At 48.4% G+C, this 16,071-nt stretch carries 17 protein-coding genes; all 17 read left to right on the top strand.

All coding sequences use genetic code 11. The features are described 5' to 3' along the window. Positions 1–105 precede the first annotated feature (105 nt). Positions 106–498 carry a hypothetical protein gene (locus BN8899_RS19090; protein WP_040371206.1) on the top strand — a complete coding sequence of 131 codons (393 nt, stop codon included), beginning with the start codon at positions 106–108 and terminating at the stop codon, positions 496–498. A gap of 338 nt (positions 499–836) precedes the next feature. Next, positions 837–1,652 carry a MotA/TolQ/ExbB proton channel family protein gene (locus BN8899_RS19085; RefSeq protein ID WP_018335910.1) on the top strand — a complete coding sequence of 272 codons (816 nt, stop codon included), beginning with the start codon at positions 837–839 and terminating at the stop codon, positions 1,650–1,652. Positions 1,653–1,676: 24 nt separating this feature from the next. Continuing rightward, complete coding sequence (locus tag BN8899_RS19080) at positions 1,677–2,279, top strand: ExbD/TolR family protein (protein ID WP_018335911.1); 603 nt, start codon at positions 1,677–1,679, stop codon at positions 2,277–2,279. A 34-nt stretch (positions 2,280–2,313) separates the two neighbouring features. Beyond that, on the top strand, positions 2,314–2,985 hold the full coding sequence (locus BN8899_RS19075) for an ExbD/TolR family protein (RefSeq protein ID WP_065220545.1): 672 nt from the start codon (positions 2,314–2,316) through the stop codon (positions 2,983–2,985). 3 nt (positions 2,986–2,988) lie between these two features. Beyond that, the gene (locus BN8899_RS19070; protein ID WP_018335913.1) at positions 2,989–3,813 is read left to right on the top strand and encodes an energy transducer TonB; all 825 of its coding nucleotides are present in this window, start codon (positions 2,989–2,991) and stop codon (positions 3,811–3,813) included. A gap of 113 nt (positions 3,814–3,926) precedes the next feature. Beyond that, positions 3,927–4,865, top strand: coding sequence for a PstS family phosphate ABC transporter substrate-binding protein (locus BN8899_RS19065; RefSeq protein WP_065220544.1), 939 nt, complete (start codon positions 3,927–3,929; stop codon positions 4,863–4,865). A gap of 17 nt (positions 4,866–4,882) precedes the next feature. After that, positions 4,883–6,541: a tetratricopeptide repeat protein gene (locus BN8899_RS19060; protein ID WP_065220543.1), complete on the top strand. Its 1,659-nt coding sequence runs from the start codon at positions 4,883–4,885 to the stop codon at positions 6,539–6,541. 100 nt (positions 6,542–6,641) lie between these two features. After that, positions 6,642–7,034, top strand: coding sequence for a hypothetical protein (locus BN8899_RS19055; protein ID WP_065220542.1), 393 nt, complete (start codon positions 6,642–6,644; stop codon positions 7,032–7,034). 146 nt (positions 7,035–7,180) lie between these two features. Beyond that, on the top strand, positions 7,181–8,689 hold the full coding sequence (gene atpD / locus BN8899_RS19050) for a F0F1 ATP synthase subunit beta (RefSeq protein ID WP_018335917.1): 1,509 nt from the start codon (positions 7,181–7,183) through the stop codon (positions 8,687–8,689). Between the two features lie 114 nt (positions 8,690–8,803). Then, complete coding sequence (gene atpC, locus BN8899_RS19045; RefSeq protein WP_018335918.1) at positions 8,804–9,037, top strand: ATP synthase F1 subunit epsilon; 234 nt, start codon at positions 8,804–8,806, stop codon at positions 9,035–9,037. Between the two features lie 7 nt (positions 9,038–9,044). After that, positions 9,045–10,145, top strand: coding sequence for a F0F1 ATP synthase subunit A (gene atpB / locus BN8899_RS19040; RefSeq protein WP_065220541.1), 1,101 nt, complete (start codon positions 9,045–9,047; stop codon positions 10,143–10,145). A 31-nt stretch (positions 10,146–10,176) separates the two neighbouring features. Continuing rightward, on the top strand, positions 10,177–10,434 hold the full coding sequence (gene atpE / locus BN8899_RS19035; RefSeq protein ID WP_018335920.1) for an ATP synthase F0 subunit C: 258 nt from the start codon (positions 10,177–10,179) through the stop codon (positions 10,432–10,434). 9 nt (positions 10,435–10,443) lie between these two features. Then, positions 10,444–10,941, top strand: coding sequence for a F0F1 ATP synthase subunit B (gene atpF, locus BN8899_RS19030; RefSeq protein ID WP_065220540.1), 498 nt, complete (start codon positions 10,444–10,446; stop codon positions 10,939–10,941). An 11-nt stretch (positions 10,942–10,952) separates the two neighbouring features. After that, positions 10,953–11,504, top strand: a complete 552-nt coding sequence (atpH, locus tag BN8899_RS19025) for an ATP synthase F1 subunit delta (protein WP_065220539.1) — start codon at positions 10,953–10,955, stop codon at positions 11,502–11,504. A gap of 19 nt (positions 11,505–11,523) precedes the next feature. Continuing rightward, the gene (gene atpA, locus BN8899_RS19020; protein WP_018335923.1) at positions 11,524–13,098 is read left to right on the top strand and encodes a F0F1 ATP synthase subunit alpha; all 1,575 of its coding nucleotides are present in this window, start codon (positions 11,524–11,526) and stop codon (positions 13,096–13,098) included. Positions 13,099–13,180: 82 nt separating this feature from the next. Further along, a complete protein-coding gene (gene atpG, locus BN8899_RS19015) occupies positions 13,181–14,053 on the top strand; it encodes an ATP synthase F1 subunit gamma (RefSeq protein ID WP_065220538.1) in 873 nt (290 codons plus the stop codon). Positions 14,054–14,165: 112 nt separating this feature from the next. Continuing rightward, positions 14,166–16,031 carry an SLC13 family permease gene (locus BN8899_RS19010; RefSeq protein ID WP_065220537.1) on the top strand — a complete coding sequence of 622 codons (1,866 nt, stop codon included), beginning with the start codon at positions 14,166–14,168 and terminating at the stop codon, positions 16,029–16,031. The last annotated feature ends 40 nt before the right edge of the window (positions 16,032–16,071 follow it).

Raw genomic sequence — 16,071 nt, 5'->3', positions numbered from 1 at the left:
AAGAAATCAAAAGGCTGAATTTTAAGTAATTTAACCTTAATATTAAGCTAAAAAAATTTGCAGAGATAAAATAAATAGTTATCTTTGGGATACTAAAAGAGAGAAATGAAAAGAACAGTATTTCGATATTTTTCACTGTTACTCTTGCTTTTAACAATCGGGGTAAACGCCTTTGGAGACACAGATTCCAAGGGAACTAAACCCGAATCCCCGGCTCAAAACACGGAACAATCCGGCACTTCCCAAGTGGCAACTTCTACTACCGATAAACATTGGGCGGTGGAACGGTCACGGGTTCTTTCCAGCCAAGAAATTTCCACCGCGAAAAGTCGGGAGCAACAAATCACTTTTTCTCTCTATCGTAAAATGCAACTCGCGAATCACAAGTCGGAGTACAGTATCCGGGAAGAACATTCCATCGAGAGTTTTTCCGAGTTATTAGGTATTCGTCATATACAGGGGTTCTACCTGTTCGACTTGTGTAAAATAGTCATTTAGCCATACATAGGTTTAGTCTGTCCGTGCCATGTCATTATGGTACAGGTGTTTCGTATGCCTGTATAAAATGATAAAGGGGGATGCTACACTCTGTTTTACAGGTGCTTATCATGAAATCGGTATTCGTGTCGGGATACGGACAGGTATTTTGCATCCTTATTTTTAATACAACAATTTAAAAGAAATAGACCTATGGAAACTACAAATACAAAAATGAGTAAAGTGACAAAATCAGCATTGTTTCAGACAGTATACCCGATAGCTATCATGCTTGTTGTCTTCGGGTTAGTATTCTTGGCTTTATATTCCGCGTTATAAAAATTCAAAATAAATTTGTTATGAAAAAGACTGCAACATCTACAAAAGGAACAAAGAGAAATTTTGGTATTTCTGCATTTCCGATCATCATCTTGTGTTTTATCCTGGCGATGATTATTTATCATTTCGTGTACGGCAACCCGGCTAACTTCATTAATAATGACCCGAACAATCACCCGCTACCGGGAAACCTGTTGGGTACGATATATAAAGGTGGTGTGATCGTACCTATTATACAAACGTTATTGTTTACCGTGTTGACCCTGAGCGTGGAACGTTTGATCGCCCTGCGTAAGGCAAAGGGGAAGAAGAACCTGCAACAATTCGTGACCACGGTCAAAGATCAGTTGGAGCACGGGGACATCGAGGCTGCCCGCCAATCATGTGACGAGCAGAAAGGAACCGTGGCAAACGTTATTAAGGCGTCGCTCTCGACTTATACTCAGGTAGATACTTGTGATACCTTGACAAAAGAAGAAAAGCAGCTGGCTGTACGGAAAGACCTCGAGGAGGCGACCATGTTGGAATTGCCTACTATGGAACAGAACCTAGGCGTGATCGCGACGATCACCACGCTCGGGACGTTGATGGGATTGCTCGGGACGGTGATCGGTATGATCAAATCGTTCGCGGCACTTTCTTCCGCCGGGGGGACGGACTCTATCGCCTTGTCTACCGGTATTTCGGAGGCGCTGGTGAACACGGCGTTCGGTATCGCCACCGGAGCCTGTGCCGTTATCGCTTACAATTTCTTCACGAGCAAGATTGACGGCATCACGCACAGTATCGACGAAATCGGTGCTTACATCGTGCAAACATTCTCTGTGAAAAAGTAGCTTGAAACCGTAAATACTCGAGTCATGAGCCAGAAAATAAAGAAGAAATCGACATTTATCGACATGACTGCCATGAGCGACGTGACGGTGCTGTTGTTGACGTTCTTCATGCTGACCTCGACGTTTATCCAGAAGGAGCCGGTGAAGGTGAACCCGCCGCAGTCGGTTTCGGATATCAAGATTCCCGACAACAATATCGTGTCGATATTGGTCGAACCGTCCGGGAAAGTGTTTATGAGCTTGGATAAGCCGCAGGACAGAATGGAAGTATTGAAAAAGATGGGCGAGAACTACCAGATTGAATTTACCAACGAGGAGTTGAAAAAGTTCAGCCTGTGCAATTCTTTCGGGGTACCGATTCAAGGGATGAAACAATTCCTTGCGTTGTCCCCCGAAGATCAGGACAAGGTAGTGATGAATTACGGGATTCCTTGCGATAGCACGAACAACCAGTTCCGGTCGTGGATGCAGTTTGCCCGCGAGGTGAACAAAGAGCTGGTGATCGCGATCAAGGCAGACCAGAACACGCCCTACCCGTTGATTAAGGATATCATGGCAACATTGCAGGATTTACGGGAGAACAGGTACAACCTGATTACCTCCCTGCGCAATATGCCCCAAGTGTGACGAAAGTTACAGGTTAAAACTTGAAACGAATATTATGGCAGAGATAGAACAAAACGGAAGCGGGGAACGCAAGAAAGGCAAGCAGAAAAAATTCAGTATCCGGGTGGACTTCACGCCGATGGTGGATATGAATATGTTGCTGATTACTTTCTTCATGCTCTGTACTTCCATGAGTAAGCCCCAGACGATGGAAATCAGTATGCCGAGGAAGGATTTGCTGAACGAGCAGGAGCAGAACAAGGTGAAGGCTTCCAAGGCGATGACCGTCTTGCTGGGAAAAGAGGGAAAAGTGTATTACTACATGGGTGAACCGGATTACGAGAACCCCGATATGATACAGGAAACGGACTTTTCCCCGAACGGTCTGCGTGCGATACTATTGGGACGCAACCAGATGGTGATGCAGAAAATCCGGGAACTGAAACAGAAGAAAGCAAACCTGGAGATCACGAACGACGAGTACATGACGGAGGCGGCGGAAGTCCGGAAGGACAAGGATTCGCCCGTGGTATTGATCAAGGCAACGGATTTCTCTAATTACAAGAACCTGATAGACGTGCTCGACGAGATGCAGATATGCAATATCGGACGTTACGCCATCATGGACATCACGCCGGGCGACTTGCGCCTGTTACAGGATAAAACACATGACGGGTACGCCGACGATCTGAAAGAAGTTGTCGAGTACCGGGAGTTAAAACAGTAGGTTATGGCAAAAGATATTCATATAAATTCGATGGAGTGGTGCGAACTGGTGTTTGCCGGGAAGAACAAGGACTATGGCGCTTACGAACTCCGTAAGCAGTCCTCCCGGCGCCACCTGGTAGCCTATATCGTGATTATAGGCTGTATCGTGCTGGCGATGGTGCTTCCTGCCTTTATCCGATTCCTGACCCCGGTGAAGGCACAGGAGAAAATGGTAACGGTGACCGAGCTTTCCAATATAAAAATGGAATTGCCGGAGGTGAAGGAAGAGAACAAGATCGTGGCGGTGAACGTGCCGCCTCCCCCTACCTTGAAGACGACGATCAAATTTACAGCCCCTGTAATTAAAAAGGACGAGGAGGTGAACGAGGCGGACGAGATGAAGACGCAGGAGGAAGTGAACCAAGCGAAAGCGGCTATTTCCGTGGCTGACGTGAAAGGAAACGACGAGGATAACGGGCAGGACATTGCCGACTTGGAAGATCACAAGTTGATCGTGGCGAGCGACGACGAGGTATTTCAGGTCGTGGAACAAGCCCCGGAATATCCCGGTGGTATGGCAGCCCTGATGAAATGGATAGGTAAAGAGATACACTACCCGTCTATCGCACAGGAAATGAATGTAGAGGGAAAGGTCATTGTGCAATTTGTCATCGGGCGTGACGGTGCGGTACGCGACGTGCTGGTACTTCGTTCCGTGGACCCGTCTTTAGACAAGGAGGCGATCCGGGTTGTCAAAGCGATGAAGAAATGGATACCCGGAAGACAGCGGGGCGAGGCGGTATCCGTTCGGTTCACGTTACCTATTTCCTTTAAATTACAAAAGTAGGAATGTTGCAGTCGGGAGAGCCTTCGGCAGGGTGAGGTGAAGGGATGTTATCATCCGGAATCGGTATCTGCCGAAGGCATATTTGAAGACTGGTAACTTAAATAATAACGATCATGAATATTCGAATCGGTTTTTGGCTGTTGTGCCTGATGTCCCTTGTGGCTTGTAAAGGGAAAACATCGGGAGTCCAGGATACCCTGTTTAGCGGGGTTATCCGGGTTGCTGTCGACGAAACGTTGTCCCCGCTGGCGGAGGAAAGCATTAACGTTTTCGAGGCACAATACAACCAGGCAGGTGTCATTCCGCTCTACATGAGCGAGGTGGAGGCGATTAACCTATTGTTGCGCGACAGCGTGCGGTGGGTGTTGGCAACACGACCTTTGACGGAAAACGAATTAGAGTCATTCCATAGTAGAAAGTTTTTTCCGGAGTCGGTGAAAGTAGCCACGGACGGGATTGCCTTGATTGTCAACAGGCAAAATGCCGATTCGATATTTAACGTGAGTACCTTGCGGAAAGTGTTTTCCGGGAAGATCACCCGTTGGGATGAACTTACCCCGGCTTCCCGCGCGGGAGAGATACAGGTCGTGTTCGACCATCCTAATTCGAGTACCGTGCGTTACGTGATCGACTCGATCTGCGGGCAAGAGAAATTGTCTGATCGTTGCCACGCCGCCGGGACTAACCGGAAGGTGATCGACTACGTGGCACACACGCCGGGAGCCTTGGGGGTAATCGGGGTAAATTGGATCAGCGACGAGAGGGACTCGCTTTGCCGGGATTTTCTCCGGGAGGTACAGGTAGCCCGTGTCAGCCGTGCCGACCGCCCGACCTACGGGAACAGCTACCAACCTTACCAGTATTACCTTTACACGGGACAATACCCCTTACGCCGGGATATTTATATTCTCTTGAACGATCCCCGGAGCGTGTTGCCCTCGGGGTTGACGTCCTTCTTTACCGGTTCGCGGGGGCAACGTATCATCTTGAAAACGGGATTGTTGCCCGCCACGATGCCCGTGAATATCGTGAACGTGAGAGACCAAATCTAACTTAAAACTTGAAAACGATGAAAACGAAATGGATATTATACGGATTCTTCTTCTCGCTCTTTTCCGTGAGCGCAAAAGCGGCGGACAACCGGGTCGGGATAGATTTCTACGAGTCGGGAATGATGGGTTCTGCGAAGATATTTTTCCTGAATAATTTGCCGGCACTGACCGACCCGTCGGCACGGGCGGAGGCGTATTATTACCTGGGTGAATGTTACCTGACACTGGGACAAAGAGATTCTGCCCGTTTCTATTATGACAAAGGCGTGGCGGTACAACCGGATTATCCTTACAACCGAATAGGGCAGGGGGGATTGAAACTGAAAAACGATCCCTCGGGTGCGGAATCCTTGTTTAAAGAGGCGCTCGGGACGAAAGGATACAAGAAAGATGCCACTTTGCAAGTCGCTATAGCCCGGGCTTACCTGCACGAGGGGGATGTCGCGAAAACGATGGAGTATCTGAACCGGGCGAAGGAATTGGACGACAAGAGCGGTTTGCCTTATCTCGTGGAGGGGGATGTGTTGGAAATGCAGGGGCGCACGGGTGATGCTTGTGCCAAATACGAGATGGCGGTTTATTTTTCCCCGAATTGTTTGGGCGCATACTTGAAGCAGGCACGGCTCTATATGTCTACCAATCGTTCACTTTCCCTCGAAAAGTTGAACAAGGTGTGCGAAATATCGCCTGATTTCTGTGGTGTTTACAGTTCGTTGGGGGAATTGCACGAGATGTCGGGAAATAGTAAAGCCGCGGCAGAGAATTACACGAAGTTTATTCGTTCCGGTTATTACGATACCGAGAATTTGTTGCGGTATGCCGGAATCCTGTATTTTGACAAACAATACTCGGAGATGCTGCCGGTGTTGGAGCAAGTGTTGAAAGAACGACCGGACAATCTGGTCGCCAAACGTCTGTATGCTTATTGTCTGGCAAAACGGGAGGACGGGGAGAAGTGCTTGGAGGCTATCCGTCATTTTATCGAATCGACTCCGGAAGATCACCAGATTTACCAGGATTTTTTATGTTATGCCGAACAACTTGCTGCGAACAAGAATTATGAAGATGCACAAGTGTATTACGCGAAGGCTTTACTGGCTGATGACAAACATCAGGAGTTAAACAAGGAGATTGCTGATATTTTCGTGAAGACCAACCAGTTGGATTCGGCTGTCGTGTACTACAACCGGTATATCGATTTCGTGAAAGAAGCCTCGGCGGAGGATTTGTTGAAACTGGGGAGATGTTATTACAACATGGCTTGCCGGGACACGGTAGCCGTCGAACAACAGGCGGAGTTGGTGAAAGCCGATAGCCTGTTTGCCTCGTTGAGCGAAAAAGTACCGGGCAGCTACGTGGGATACTTATGGCGTGCCCGTGTGAATTCAATGCTCGACCCGGAAACCGTGGAGGGTTTGGCGAAACCTTATTACGAGAAAGTGGTGGAGATCGCTTTGAACAACCCGGAACGTTACAAAAGGGAATTGATAGAAAGTTATAAATACCTGGGTTACTACCATTACGTCATTGCCGATGGCATCACCACGAAGAATAACGGCAATCCGGATCCGGCAAAGGCTGAATACGGGGAAGCAAAGGAGTTCTTCTCCAAAGTGTTAACATTGGACGCCAAAGACGAGATTGCCTTGAAGGCGCTGGAAAGCATCAAACTTTAAGCAATTTTCAACTTTCAATTGTTCAGAAATAGTTCTTCAAATGAAATGTTTTGGTATGGAAATTGCACTATTGCTCACGAAACAATAAGAGAAACGGAAAATGAAGTTGTGGCTAAAAATATTGTCGGTCGTTGTTATAACGTTTTGCTTCGGGAGTCGGGTGATGTCCGGAGAAGTGACGTTGGCACAGGACGTGGATGCCACGGCGGAATGTCCGGTTCCTGTCCGTTTGAACGGGAGATTTACCCTCGGCGATCTGACCAAGGCTTACGATTTCATTAGTAGTTCGTTCATCCTTCCCGGTCAAATAGATCTGTCGGGTGACACGAGTACGGATAAGGAGAAAAAAGTTGGTTTCTTGAAGTCGTTCTCATATCAGGATTCGGTATTGAAATCTCTCCACGTGATCCGGTTGGAGAAATTCCGAGACTATTTATTTAAGAAACACGTCCAGGGTTCTTACATCCATTGGATTGATCGTCTAGTGATTTAACAGTATTGCCGGGATATAATTATCGTGCACGTGATAAAAAAAACGTGTAAAAAAGAGCAGAAAATTCGATGGAAGGAAAACCATTCCCGGTGAAGATACGTTAAAGTTAAAAGCAAGCATTTAAAGAACGTTTTAAAATCTATATTATGACACAGAATGTCGGGTACGTGACGCAAGTGATTGGTCCTGTTGTGGACGTAATCTTCGAAAATGACGGGGGAGATTTGCCGCCAATTTACGAGGCTTTGGAAATCGAGAGGGATAACGGGACGAAATTGATCGTCGAGGTGGAGCAGCACGTGGGGGAAGACACCGTGCGCTGCGTGGCAATGGATACAACCGACGGGTTGTACCGCGGGATGAAGGTAATTGACCTGGGACGAACGTTAACCATGCCGACGGGCGACCAGATCAAGGGACGCCTGTTGAACGTGACGGGTAGTGCCATCGATTATCTGGCGCCGCTGGAATACAAGGATACGCTTTCCATTCACCGGGAAGCCCCGAAGTTCGAGGATTTGTCTATTCAGGAGGAATTGTTGCTCACGGGTATCAAGGTGATCGACCTGTTGGAGCCTTATTCCAAAGGAGGAAAGATCGGTTTGTTCGGTGGTGCTGGAGTAGGTAAAACCGTGCTAATCATGGAGATGATTAATAATATCGCCAAGGGACATAACGGGTATTCCGTTTTTGCCGGAGTCGGTGAACGTACCCGTGAAGGAAACGACCTTTTGCGGGAGATGATTGAGTCGGGGGTAATCAACTACGGCGATAAATTCCGGGAGAAAATGGCGAACGGGGAATGGGATCTGGAAAGCGTGGACATGGAAAAAGTTAGCCAATCGCAGGCTACGCTCGTGTTCGGGCAGATGAACGAACCTCCCGGTGCACGTCTGCGGGTTGCTTTGTCGGGATTGACCGTGGCGGAAATGTTCCGCGACTCCAACGAGGGGGGAAAGGAGATTTTGTTCTTTATTGACAATATATTCCGTTTCACACAAGCGGGTTCGGAAGTATCGGCTTTGTTGGGACGTATGCCTTCGGCGGTAGGGTATCAGCCCACGCTTGCCTCGGAGATGGGTAAATTGCAGGAACGTATCACCTCCACCAAGAACGGGTCAATCACGTCTATTCAGGCAATATACGTGCCGGCGGACGACTTGACCGACCCGGCGCCAGCCACGACGTTCAGTTTCTTGGATGCCACGACAGTGTTGAGCCGTAAGATCACGGAATTGGGTATTTACCCGGCGGTAGACCCGTTGGAATCGAGTTCCCGTATCCTCGACCCGGCGATTGTCGGCGAGGAACATTACCAGACGGCACAGCGGGTGATCGAGTTGTTGCAACATTACAACGAGTTGCAGGATATTATCGCTATTTTGGGAGTGGACGAGTTGTCGGATTCGGATAAGATCGTCGTGGCTCGTGCGAGAAGGGCACAGCGTTTCTTGTCGCAACCTTTCCACGTGGCGGAACAATTCACGGGTATCCCGGGAGTCATGGTGCCGCTGGAAGAAACAATACGCGGTTTCAAGATGATTCTGGATGGCGATATGGACGAGTATCCCGAGCAAGCCTTCATGAACGCCGGAACAATCGACGACGTGATCAAGAAAGGCAAGGAGATGATGGAGAAAGCGAAAACAATTTAGTGATTGCCGATTAATGGATTAGGTGATTTATAATCACAGAATCGGAAATCATTGAATCACAAAATAAGCGTTGGCTAGTGCGGTTGGAATCATTTAAAATCTAAAATTGTAAAGATGGTTTTAAGAATAGTATCTCCGGAAAAAGTGCTTTATAAAGGTGAGGTGCAAATGGTGAAATTGCCCGGTACGGTGGGACAGTTCACGATACTGGATCATCATGCTCCGCTGGTATCCACGTTGACGGTAGGGAAATTGATTTACCGGGGAACGAACGGGGAGAAAAGCATCGATATAAAAGGGGGAGTCGTGGAGGTTCGGGACAACAACGTGGTGGTATGTATAAATTGATACACGAATGAAAAGTTATGCAAGACATATATTGACGATATTCTTTCTGCTGGCAGGGGCATCGATGCTTTTGGCACAGGATAATATTGTTACGCGGGTAGATTCGCTGGGACAGGAGGTGGAGGAAGAGGCACAGGCGTTTAACCCGAAAGAAACCATTTTCGAGCATCTGGGTGACGAGTACGGTTGGAAGATCGTGGGACGGGTAACCCTTCCACTGCCCGTGATCGTGGGGGGAGAGGACGGAAGTTGGCACGTGTTCAGTTCCCGCCGCCTGAAGGACGGGAAGGTCTACGAGGGGTTCTATATTGCCCGTGGCGGGAATCACGAGGGGAAAGTGGTCGGCACGGATGCCGCGGGGAACGAGTATCGCCCGTATGACTTCTCGATCACGAAGAACGTGTTCTCGATCATGATTAGTGCCTTGATCACGTTGTTGATCGTTTTTTCTCTGGTGCGTTTTTACCGGAAGAACAAGTATAAAGCCCCGAGAAAAGGCGTCGGAAGCGTGGAAATGGTCGTGGAAATGTTGTACAAGGAAGTTATCGTGAGCGTGTTGGGGAAAGAAGCGAGGAAATACGCTCCCTACTTGCTGACGTTGTTTTTCTTCATTTTCATTTCCAACTTGATGGGCTTGGTCGCTTTCTTCCCGGGAGGGGCGAACGTGATGGGAAATATGTCTATCACGCTCGTGCTGGCGGTTTGTACTTTTGTCGTGGTCAATGTTTCGGGGACGAAGGAATACTGGAAAGAGATATTCTGGCCGGACGTGCCGGTTGCGTTGAAATGCCCGGTGCCCCTGTTGCCGATTATCGAGATCTTCGGGGTGTTCACGAAACCTGTTGCCCTAATGGTTCGTCTTTTCGCGAATATGCTGGGAGGACACTTGATCGTTCTGGTACTGATTTCGCTGATCTTCATATTTAGTGCGATGGGACAGGTCGTGGTGGGAGTGACGACGATATTTTCGGTACTGTTCGCCGTGTTCATGAACTTGATTCACGTGCTGATCGGTTTTATTCAGGCATACGTGTTTATGTTGCTCTCCACGATATTTATCGGGTTGGCAAGAGTGAAACGATTGAGTGATTCTCAATCACAGAATTAATAAAATCAATAAATCTAAAATAAGTAAGGTTATGGAAAGTTTAATTTTATTGGAAGTTGCGGCAGCCGGGATGAGTCTGGCAAAGATAGGTGCTTGTGTCGGAGCAGGTTTAGCAGCCATTGGTGCTGGTATCGGCATCGGTAAGATCGGTTCCTCTGCGATGGATTCCATTGCCCGTCAGCCGGAGGAAACGAATAATATCAGAACGAATATGATCGTGATTGCCGCATTGATAGAGGGTGTTGCCCTTTTCGCGATAATCGTTTGTTTGTTAGCATTGTTTGTATAAAAAGAAGCTATGTCATTGTTTACACCGGAACTCGGATTAGTGTTTTGGATGCTGGTCGTCTTTTTGATTCTTTTCGGCATCCTGGCAAAATACGCCTGGCCTGCCATTGTCCGTATGTTGGACGAGAGGGCGGACTTTATCGATAAAGGTGTGGTTTATGCCCAGGAAGCGAAGAAAGACCGGGAAAAGGCGCAAATGGACGCCAAGGCGTTGCTGGCGGAAGCCCACAAGCAACAGCTGGACGTGTTGCAGCAGACCGAACGACTGAAACGGGAGATGATAGCGGATGCACGCAAGTCAGCGGAGAACGAGGCGCAACGGGTGAGGGTGGCTGCCAATTTATCGATAGAGCAAGCAAAACGGGAAGCAGAACGGCAATTGCGGGTACAAGTGGCATCATTGTCTTTGCAGATTGCGGAGAAGGTGATGCGGAAAGACTTGACTTCCGATAAATCTCAGGAAGAGATTATAAGCAAGTTGTTGAACGAGCTTGAAAATAAAGAGTAAAGGAGGAAGATATGGACGAAGGATTGATTGCTCGTAGATACGCGAAGGCTTTGCTTCGATACTCGCAAGAACTGGGTGCTGCCGATTTGGTTTACGAGAAGATGAAATTGTTTGAGGCAAACTACATCGCGCATCCCGATTTGCAAAAAGCTTTGTTGAATCCGTTATTATCACCCGAGGATAAGGAAATGCTTCTTTCCACGGCTATCGGTATCGAGCCGGGAGAAGCCTATATCAAAGGGATTCGTTTATTGATAAGGAATCACCGGGAGATGTACGTGAGGCAGATTTGTTTGATGTTCCAAAAACTCTACCGGGAAGCCTACGGCATTGTCCGGGTAAAGATAACCACGGCGGCAGAGTTGCCGAAAGGAACGATGGAACGGATAGAGGATTTCGTGAAGCGCCGTTACGCTTCCATGAAGATCGAATTTGCCTACAAGATCGATTCGACAATTATCGGCGGTTTCGTGTTGCAGATAGGTACGAAGCAATTGGATGCCTCGTTAATGAAGGAACTCAAAGAGATAGGTGACGGGCTTGGCTTGGGAGAAGTTTATTAATTTTCAATTGTAAAAATTTATGTTGAAAGCGAATGAAATATCGGACATATTAGAGATGCAGCTCAAGGAGGTGGATACTCGAATGGCTTTTGAAGAAGTGGGGCGCGTGATGGAAGTAGGTGACGGCGTTGCTCATGTCTTCGGGTTGGATAACGTTCAGGCGAACGAGTTGCTCGAATTCGAGAATGGAGTTCGGGGTGTTGCGATGAACTTGGAAGAGGATAACGTGGGGGTAATCCTGATGAATGCCGGTGACCGCGTGAAGGAGAATTACACGGTGAAACGAACCGGGAACATCGCTTCCATTAAAGTGGGTGAAGGACTGCTCGGGCGTGTAATCAACACGCTGGGTGACCCCATCGACGGTGCCGGGGCTATCCCGGGCGAGTTGATGCAGTTACCGCTGGAACGTAAGGCTCCGGGGGTGATCTACCGTCAGCCGGTGAAAGAACCTTTGCAGACGGGTATCAAGGCGATCGACTCGATGGTGCCTATCGGGCGGGGGCAGCGGGAGCTGATTATCGGTGACCGCCAGACGGGAAAGACCTCTATTGCTGTGGACACGATATTGAACCAGAAAAGGAATTTCGATAAGGGTGACCCTGTTTATTGTATTTACGTGGCTATCGGGCAGAAAGCATCCTCGGTGGCAATGCTCGTGAATACCTTGCAGGAGTGGGGAGCCATGGAGTACACCGTGGTGGTAGCCGCCAACGCTTCCGATTCGGCAGCCATGCGTTATTACGCCCCGTTTGCCGGAGCCACGATTGGCGAGTATTTCCGGGATAGCGGGCGCAATGCGCTCGTGGTGTATGACGACCTTTCAAAGCAGGCGGTGGCTTACCGGGAGATTTCCTTGATTCTGCGCCGTCCGTCCGGTCGTGAGGCTTACCCGGGTGATATTTTCTACCTGCACTCCCGCTTGCTGGAAAGAGCGGCACGTATTATTTCCAGCGATGAGATGGCACAGGCAATGAATGACCTGCCGGAAAACCTGAAACCGATGGTGAAGGGTGGAGGTTCCCTGACCGCTTTGCCGATTATCGAGACGCAGGCGGGCGATGTGTCGGCATATATTCCCACGAACGTGATTTCTATCACGGACGGGCAGATTTTCCTCGAATCGGGATTGTTTAACGAAGGAGTACGCCCGGCAATCAACGTGGGGATTTCCGTGTCCCGTGTCGGTGGTAATGCACAGGTAAAGGCGATGAAGAAGATTGCCGGGACGCTGAAGATCGATCAGGCACAATACCGCGAATTGGAATCGTTCTCCAAGTTCGGTGGCGACATGGATGCCGTGACGGAAATGGTGATCGACAAGGGACGGAAAAACGCCCAGCTGTTGATTCAGCCGCAGCACGCCCCGATGTCCGTGGAGGAAGAAATTGCCGTTATTTATTGCGGCACACAGGGATTGTTGCGCAACGTGTCGTTAAAGCATGTCGCCGAATTCGAGAAGATGTTTTTGGAAATCCTGCGTTCCAGGTATCAGAAAGAAATTCTCGACCCGCTGAGCAAAGGTATTCTGGACGAGAACGTTTCCAAGCTGCTGGAAGAAGTGGCGGGCGACGTGGCACAAACGTTTAATTAGTTTATAAAGTTCATCGAGTTTGTAAGGCTTAAAATGGCTTTACAGGCTTTACGAACTTTATAAACCTTATGAACTTATAAATATGGCATCAACACGAGAACTGAAAGGGAGGATAGGTTCGGTACATTCTTCTCAAAAGATTACCGGGGCGATGAAGATGATTTCGTCGGCGAGGTTAAGGAAGGCTGAGAATGCGTTAAACAACGCTCGACCTTATATGGAGCAATTACAAAATATATTGGATCACATCGCGACAATGACGTGTGAATATCAGTCGCCGTTGAGTCAGGAAAGAACGGTTCAGCGGGTGGCAGTTGTTATTTTTGCTTCCAACGAGGGATTGTGTGGTGCCTTCAACTTGACGCTGTACAAGAAGTTGTTGGAAACGTTGAAGGAGTATAGCACACAAGTAAAGTCCCCGGTACAGGTCTATCCGGTAGGCAAAAAGATCGTGAACGAGGTAAAACGGACTGCAGGAGTGGAAACGATGGAGATTCCCGAGTTCTTCGATGCGAAACAGTATGCAGAGGGATGTACGGCGTTGGCGGACGAGTTGATCCGTCGTTTTATAGTCAAGGAAATCGACCGGGTGGACGTGATCTATTCCCATTACAAGAGTATGGGGACGCAGATTATTACCCGGGTACAATTACTCCCGTGGATTCCTCGAGAAACGAAAACCCTTTCCGGGAGCGAACTGAATAAGGTGTATATCTACGAGCCGGGGTGCGAAGAGATTTTAGAAACGGTCTACCCGTTGGTGATTCATTCCATCATGTACCGGTACCTGCTCGAGAATCAGACCTCTGAGCAAGCATCCCGTATCCTTTCCATGCAGATGGCAAACGACAATGCTATCAAGCTATTGAAGAGCCTTCAGCTGGAATACAATAAACTTCGGCAGCAGAATATCACCGCCGAGTTAATGGACATCGCCGGGGGTGCGCTGGAATAAAAAATTTATTGATTTTAGATTTTAAATTGATAAGTTTTCAATTGTTTAAAATTTTAATTTTGTGAGGTTTAAGGTGAGATTTAGAAACATAATGCTGCAAATATAATAGTATATGGCTGTAACCCTGATTATTTTAGCCTTATCGGCTTTCTTTTTTGTGAATGGTAAAATCCGGTCTGATGTCGTCGCCCTTTGTGCTTTAGTTCTTTTGATTTTATTTAACGTGTTGACCCCGGAAGAAGCGCTTTCCGGTTTTTCCAATTCGATCGTGATTATGATGATCGGGTTGTTTGTTGTCGGGGGAGCGATATTTCAGACGGGATTGGCTAAAATGATTAGTAGCAAAATATTGAAACTCGCGGGAGAGAGCGAGTTGAAGTTGTTCATTCTGATTATGCTGGTGACCTCGGCTATCGGAGCTTTCGTGAGCAATACAGGGACGGTAGCGTTGATGCTTCCCATCGTGGTGAGTATGGCGGTGAGTGCGAAGGTCAGCCCGAGTCGTTTTCTGATGCCTTTGGCTTTTGCCAGTAGCATGGGAGGTATGGCAACTCTGATCGGTACCCCGCCGAACTTGGTGATTCAGAATGTTCTGGTGGGAGCTGGATACGAGGGGTTGTCGTTCTTTTCGTTCACGCCCGTGGGTATTATTTGCGTGCTCGTGGGTATCGTGGTGTTGATCCCGTTGAGCCGGATTTTTTTGGTGAAGAAGGATAATAAAAAGGTGGAGAAGAAAGTAAAAAACAAGTCGGTGAAGGACTTGGCTTACGAGTATCAGATTGCACAGAACCTGTTCCGGGTGGGGGTGAAGAAAAGTTCGGCATTCTGCGGGAAGACGCTGTCAGAATTGAATATAACGGGGAAGTATAACTTGACAATCTTGGAAATCCGCCGGGAATCGAATACCCAGAATCCTTTTATGAAGACGATCGACCAGCGATTGGCAGGTCCGAATACGGCATTGCAGGAAGGTGACGTTCTTTACGTGTTGGGACAGTTCGTGCGGGTAGAATTGTTGGTGGGCGAGAACGGGTTGGATTTGCTGGATGCGCATACCGTCGAAATCTCTGATAAGCACACCAAACGGGATGTTAACTTCGGGGAAATCGGGATTGCCGAGGTGTTATTGATGCCGAATTCGCAGTTGATCAACCGTGCCGTGAAGGATTCCGGTTTCCGGGAGAAGTATAGTGTCAACGTCCTGGGAATACAACGGGGCGGAAGGTACATATTACAAGATCTGAAGGACGAGAAGATGCATTCCGGGGATGCCATCCTGGTACAGGGCACATGGCAGGATATTGCCCGTCTGAACGAGATGCAGTCCGAGTGGGTTGTGGTCGGTCAGCCGTTGGCTGAAGCGGCTAAAGTTACCCTCGATCACAAGGCTCCTGTTGCGGCGGTGATTATGTTGTTGATGATCGTGGCGATGGTTTTCGATTTTATACCGATTCCTCCCGTGGCAGCGGTGATCGTGGCGGCATTATTGATGGTACTGACGGGGTGCCTGCGGAACGTGGAGGATGCGTACAAGACAATCAACTGGGAGAGTATCGTGTTGATTGCCGCCATGCTCCCAATGTCGTTGGCTCTGGAAAAGACGGGAGCTTCTTCTCTGATTTCCTCCGGACTGGTAAGTTATTTAGGGAGCTGCGGTCCCGTGGTCCTGTTAGCAGGTATTTATTTTACCACGTCGCTGATGACCATGTTTATCAGCAACACGGCGACGGCGGTACTTTTAGCCCCGATCGCATTGCAAGCTGCGGTAAGCACGGGGATAAGCCCTTACCCGTTCCTGTTTGCTGTGACGGTTGCTGCGAGTATGTGTTTCGCTTCGCCTTTCTCCACGCCGCCTAACGCACTGGTAATGTCAGCTGGAAAATACACGTTCATGGATTACGTGAAAGTGGGTCTGCCCTTGCAGGTCATCATGGGCGTGGTGATGGTACTCGTGTTACCGCTGTTGTTCCCGTTTTAATAATTGAAAATGAACTCCTCTGTCAGCGTAGCTGACATTT

Origin of the sequence: Butyricimonas sp. Marseille-P2440 (assembly GCF_900091675.1) — a bacterium.
In the GTDB taxonomy this organism is placed as follows: domain Bacteria; phylum Bacteroidota; class Bacteroidia; order Bacteroidales; family Marinifilaceae; genus Butyricimonas; species Butyricimonas synergistica.
Note: the sequence above shows the minus strand (reverse complement) of the source record. Positions and strands in the feature narration are given on the sequence as shown.

What these genes read in the sequence shown, in the direction of transcription:
- atpF (WP_065220540.1), top strand. Translation starts at nt 10,444, where the DNA reads ATGTCATTGTTTACACCGGAACTCGGATTAGTGTTTTGGATGCTGGTC.
- atpG (WP_065220538.1), top strand. Translation starts at nt 13,181, where the DNA reads ATGGCATCAACACGAGAACTGAAAGGGAGGATAGGTTCGGTACATTCT.
- BN8899_RS19060 (WP_065220543.1), top strand. Translation starts at nt 4,883, where the DNA reads ATGAAAACGAAATGGATATTATACGGATTCTTCTTCTCGCTCTTTTCC.
- atpD (WP_018335917.1), top strand. Translation starts at nt 7,181, where the DNA reads ATGACACAGAATGTCGGGTACGTGACGCAAGTGATTGGTCCTGTTGTG.
- BN8899_RS19055 (WP_065220542.1), top strand. Translation starts at nt 6,642, where the DNA reads ATGAAGTTGTGGCTAAAAATATTGTCGGTCGTTGTTATAACGTTTTGC.
- BN8899_RS19075 (WP_065220545.1), top strand. Translation starts at nt 2,314, where the DNA reads ATGGCAGAGATAGAACAAAACGGAAGCGGGGAACGCAAGAAAGGCAAG.
- BN8899_RS19070 (WP_018335913.1), top strand. Translation starts at nt 2,989, where the DNA reads ATGGCAAAAGATATTCATATAAATTCGATGGAGTGGTGCGAACTGGTG.
- BN8899_RS19085 (WP_018335910.1), top strand. Translation starts at nt 837, where the DNA reads ATGAAAAAGACTGCAACATCTACAAAAGGAACAAAGAGAAATTTTGGT.
- BN8899_RS19090 (WP_040371206.1), top strand. Translation starts at nt 106, where the DNA reads ATGAAAAGAACAGTATTTCGATATTTTTCACTGTTACTCTTGCTTTTA.
- atpB (WP_065220541.1), top strand. Translation starts at nt 9,045, where the DNA reads ATGAAAAGTTATGCAAGACATATATTGACGATATTCTTTCTGCTGGCA.
- atpC (WP_018335918.1), top strand. Translation starts at nt 8,804, where the DNA reads ATGGTTTTAAGAATAGTATCTCCGGAAAAAGTGCTTTATAAAGGTGAG.
- BN8899_RS19065 (WP_065220544.1), top strand. Translation starts at nt 3,927, where the DNA reads ATGAATATTCGAATCGGTTTTTGGCTGTTGTGCCTGATGTCCCTTGTG.
- atpH (WP_065220539.1), top strand. Translation starts at nt 10,953, where the DNA reads ATGGACGAAGGATTGATTGCTCGTAGATACGCGAAGGCTTTGCTTCGA.
- BN8899_RS19010 (WP_065220537.1), top strand. Translation starts at nt 14,166, where the DNA reads ATGGCTGTAACCCTGATTATTTTAGCCTTATCGGCTTTCTTTTTTGTG.
- atpA (WP_018335923.1), top strand. Translation starts at nt 11,524, where the DNA reads ATGTTGAAAGCGAATGAAATATCGGACATATTAGAGATGCAGCTCAAG.
- atpE (WP_018335920.1), top strand. Translation starts at nt 10,177, where the DNA reads ATGGAAAGTTTAATTTTATTGGAAGTTGCGGCAGCCGGGATGAGTCTG.
- BN8899_RS19080 (WP_018335911.1), top strand. Translation starts at nt 1,677, where the DNA reads ATGAGCCAGAAAATAAAGAAGAAATCGACATTTATCGACATGACTGCC.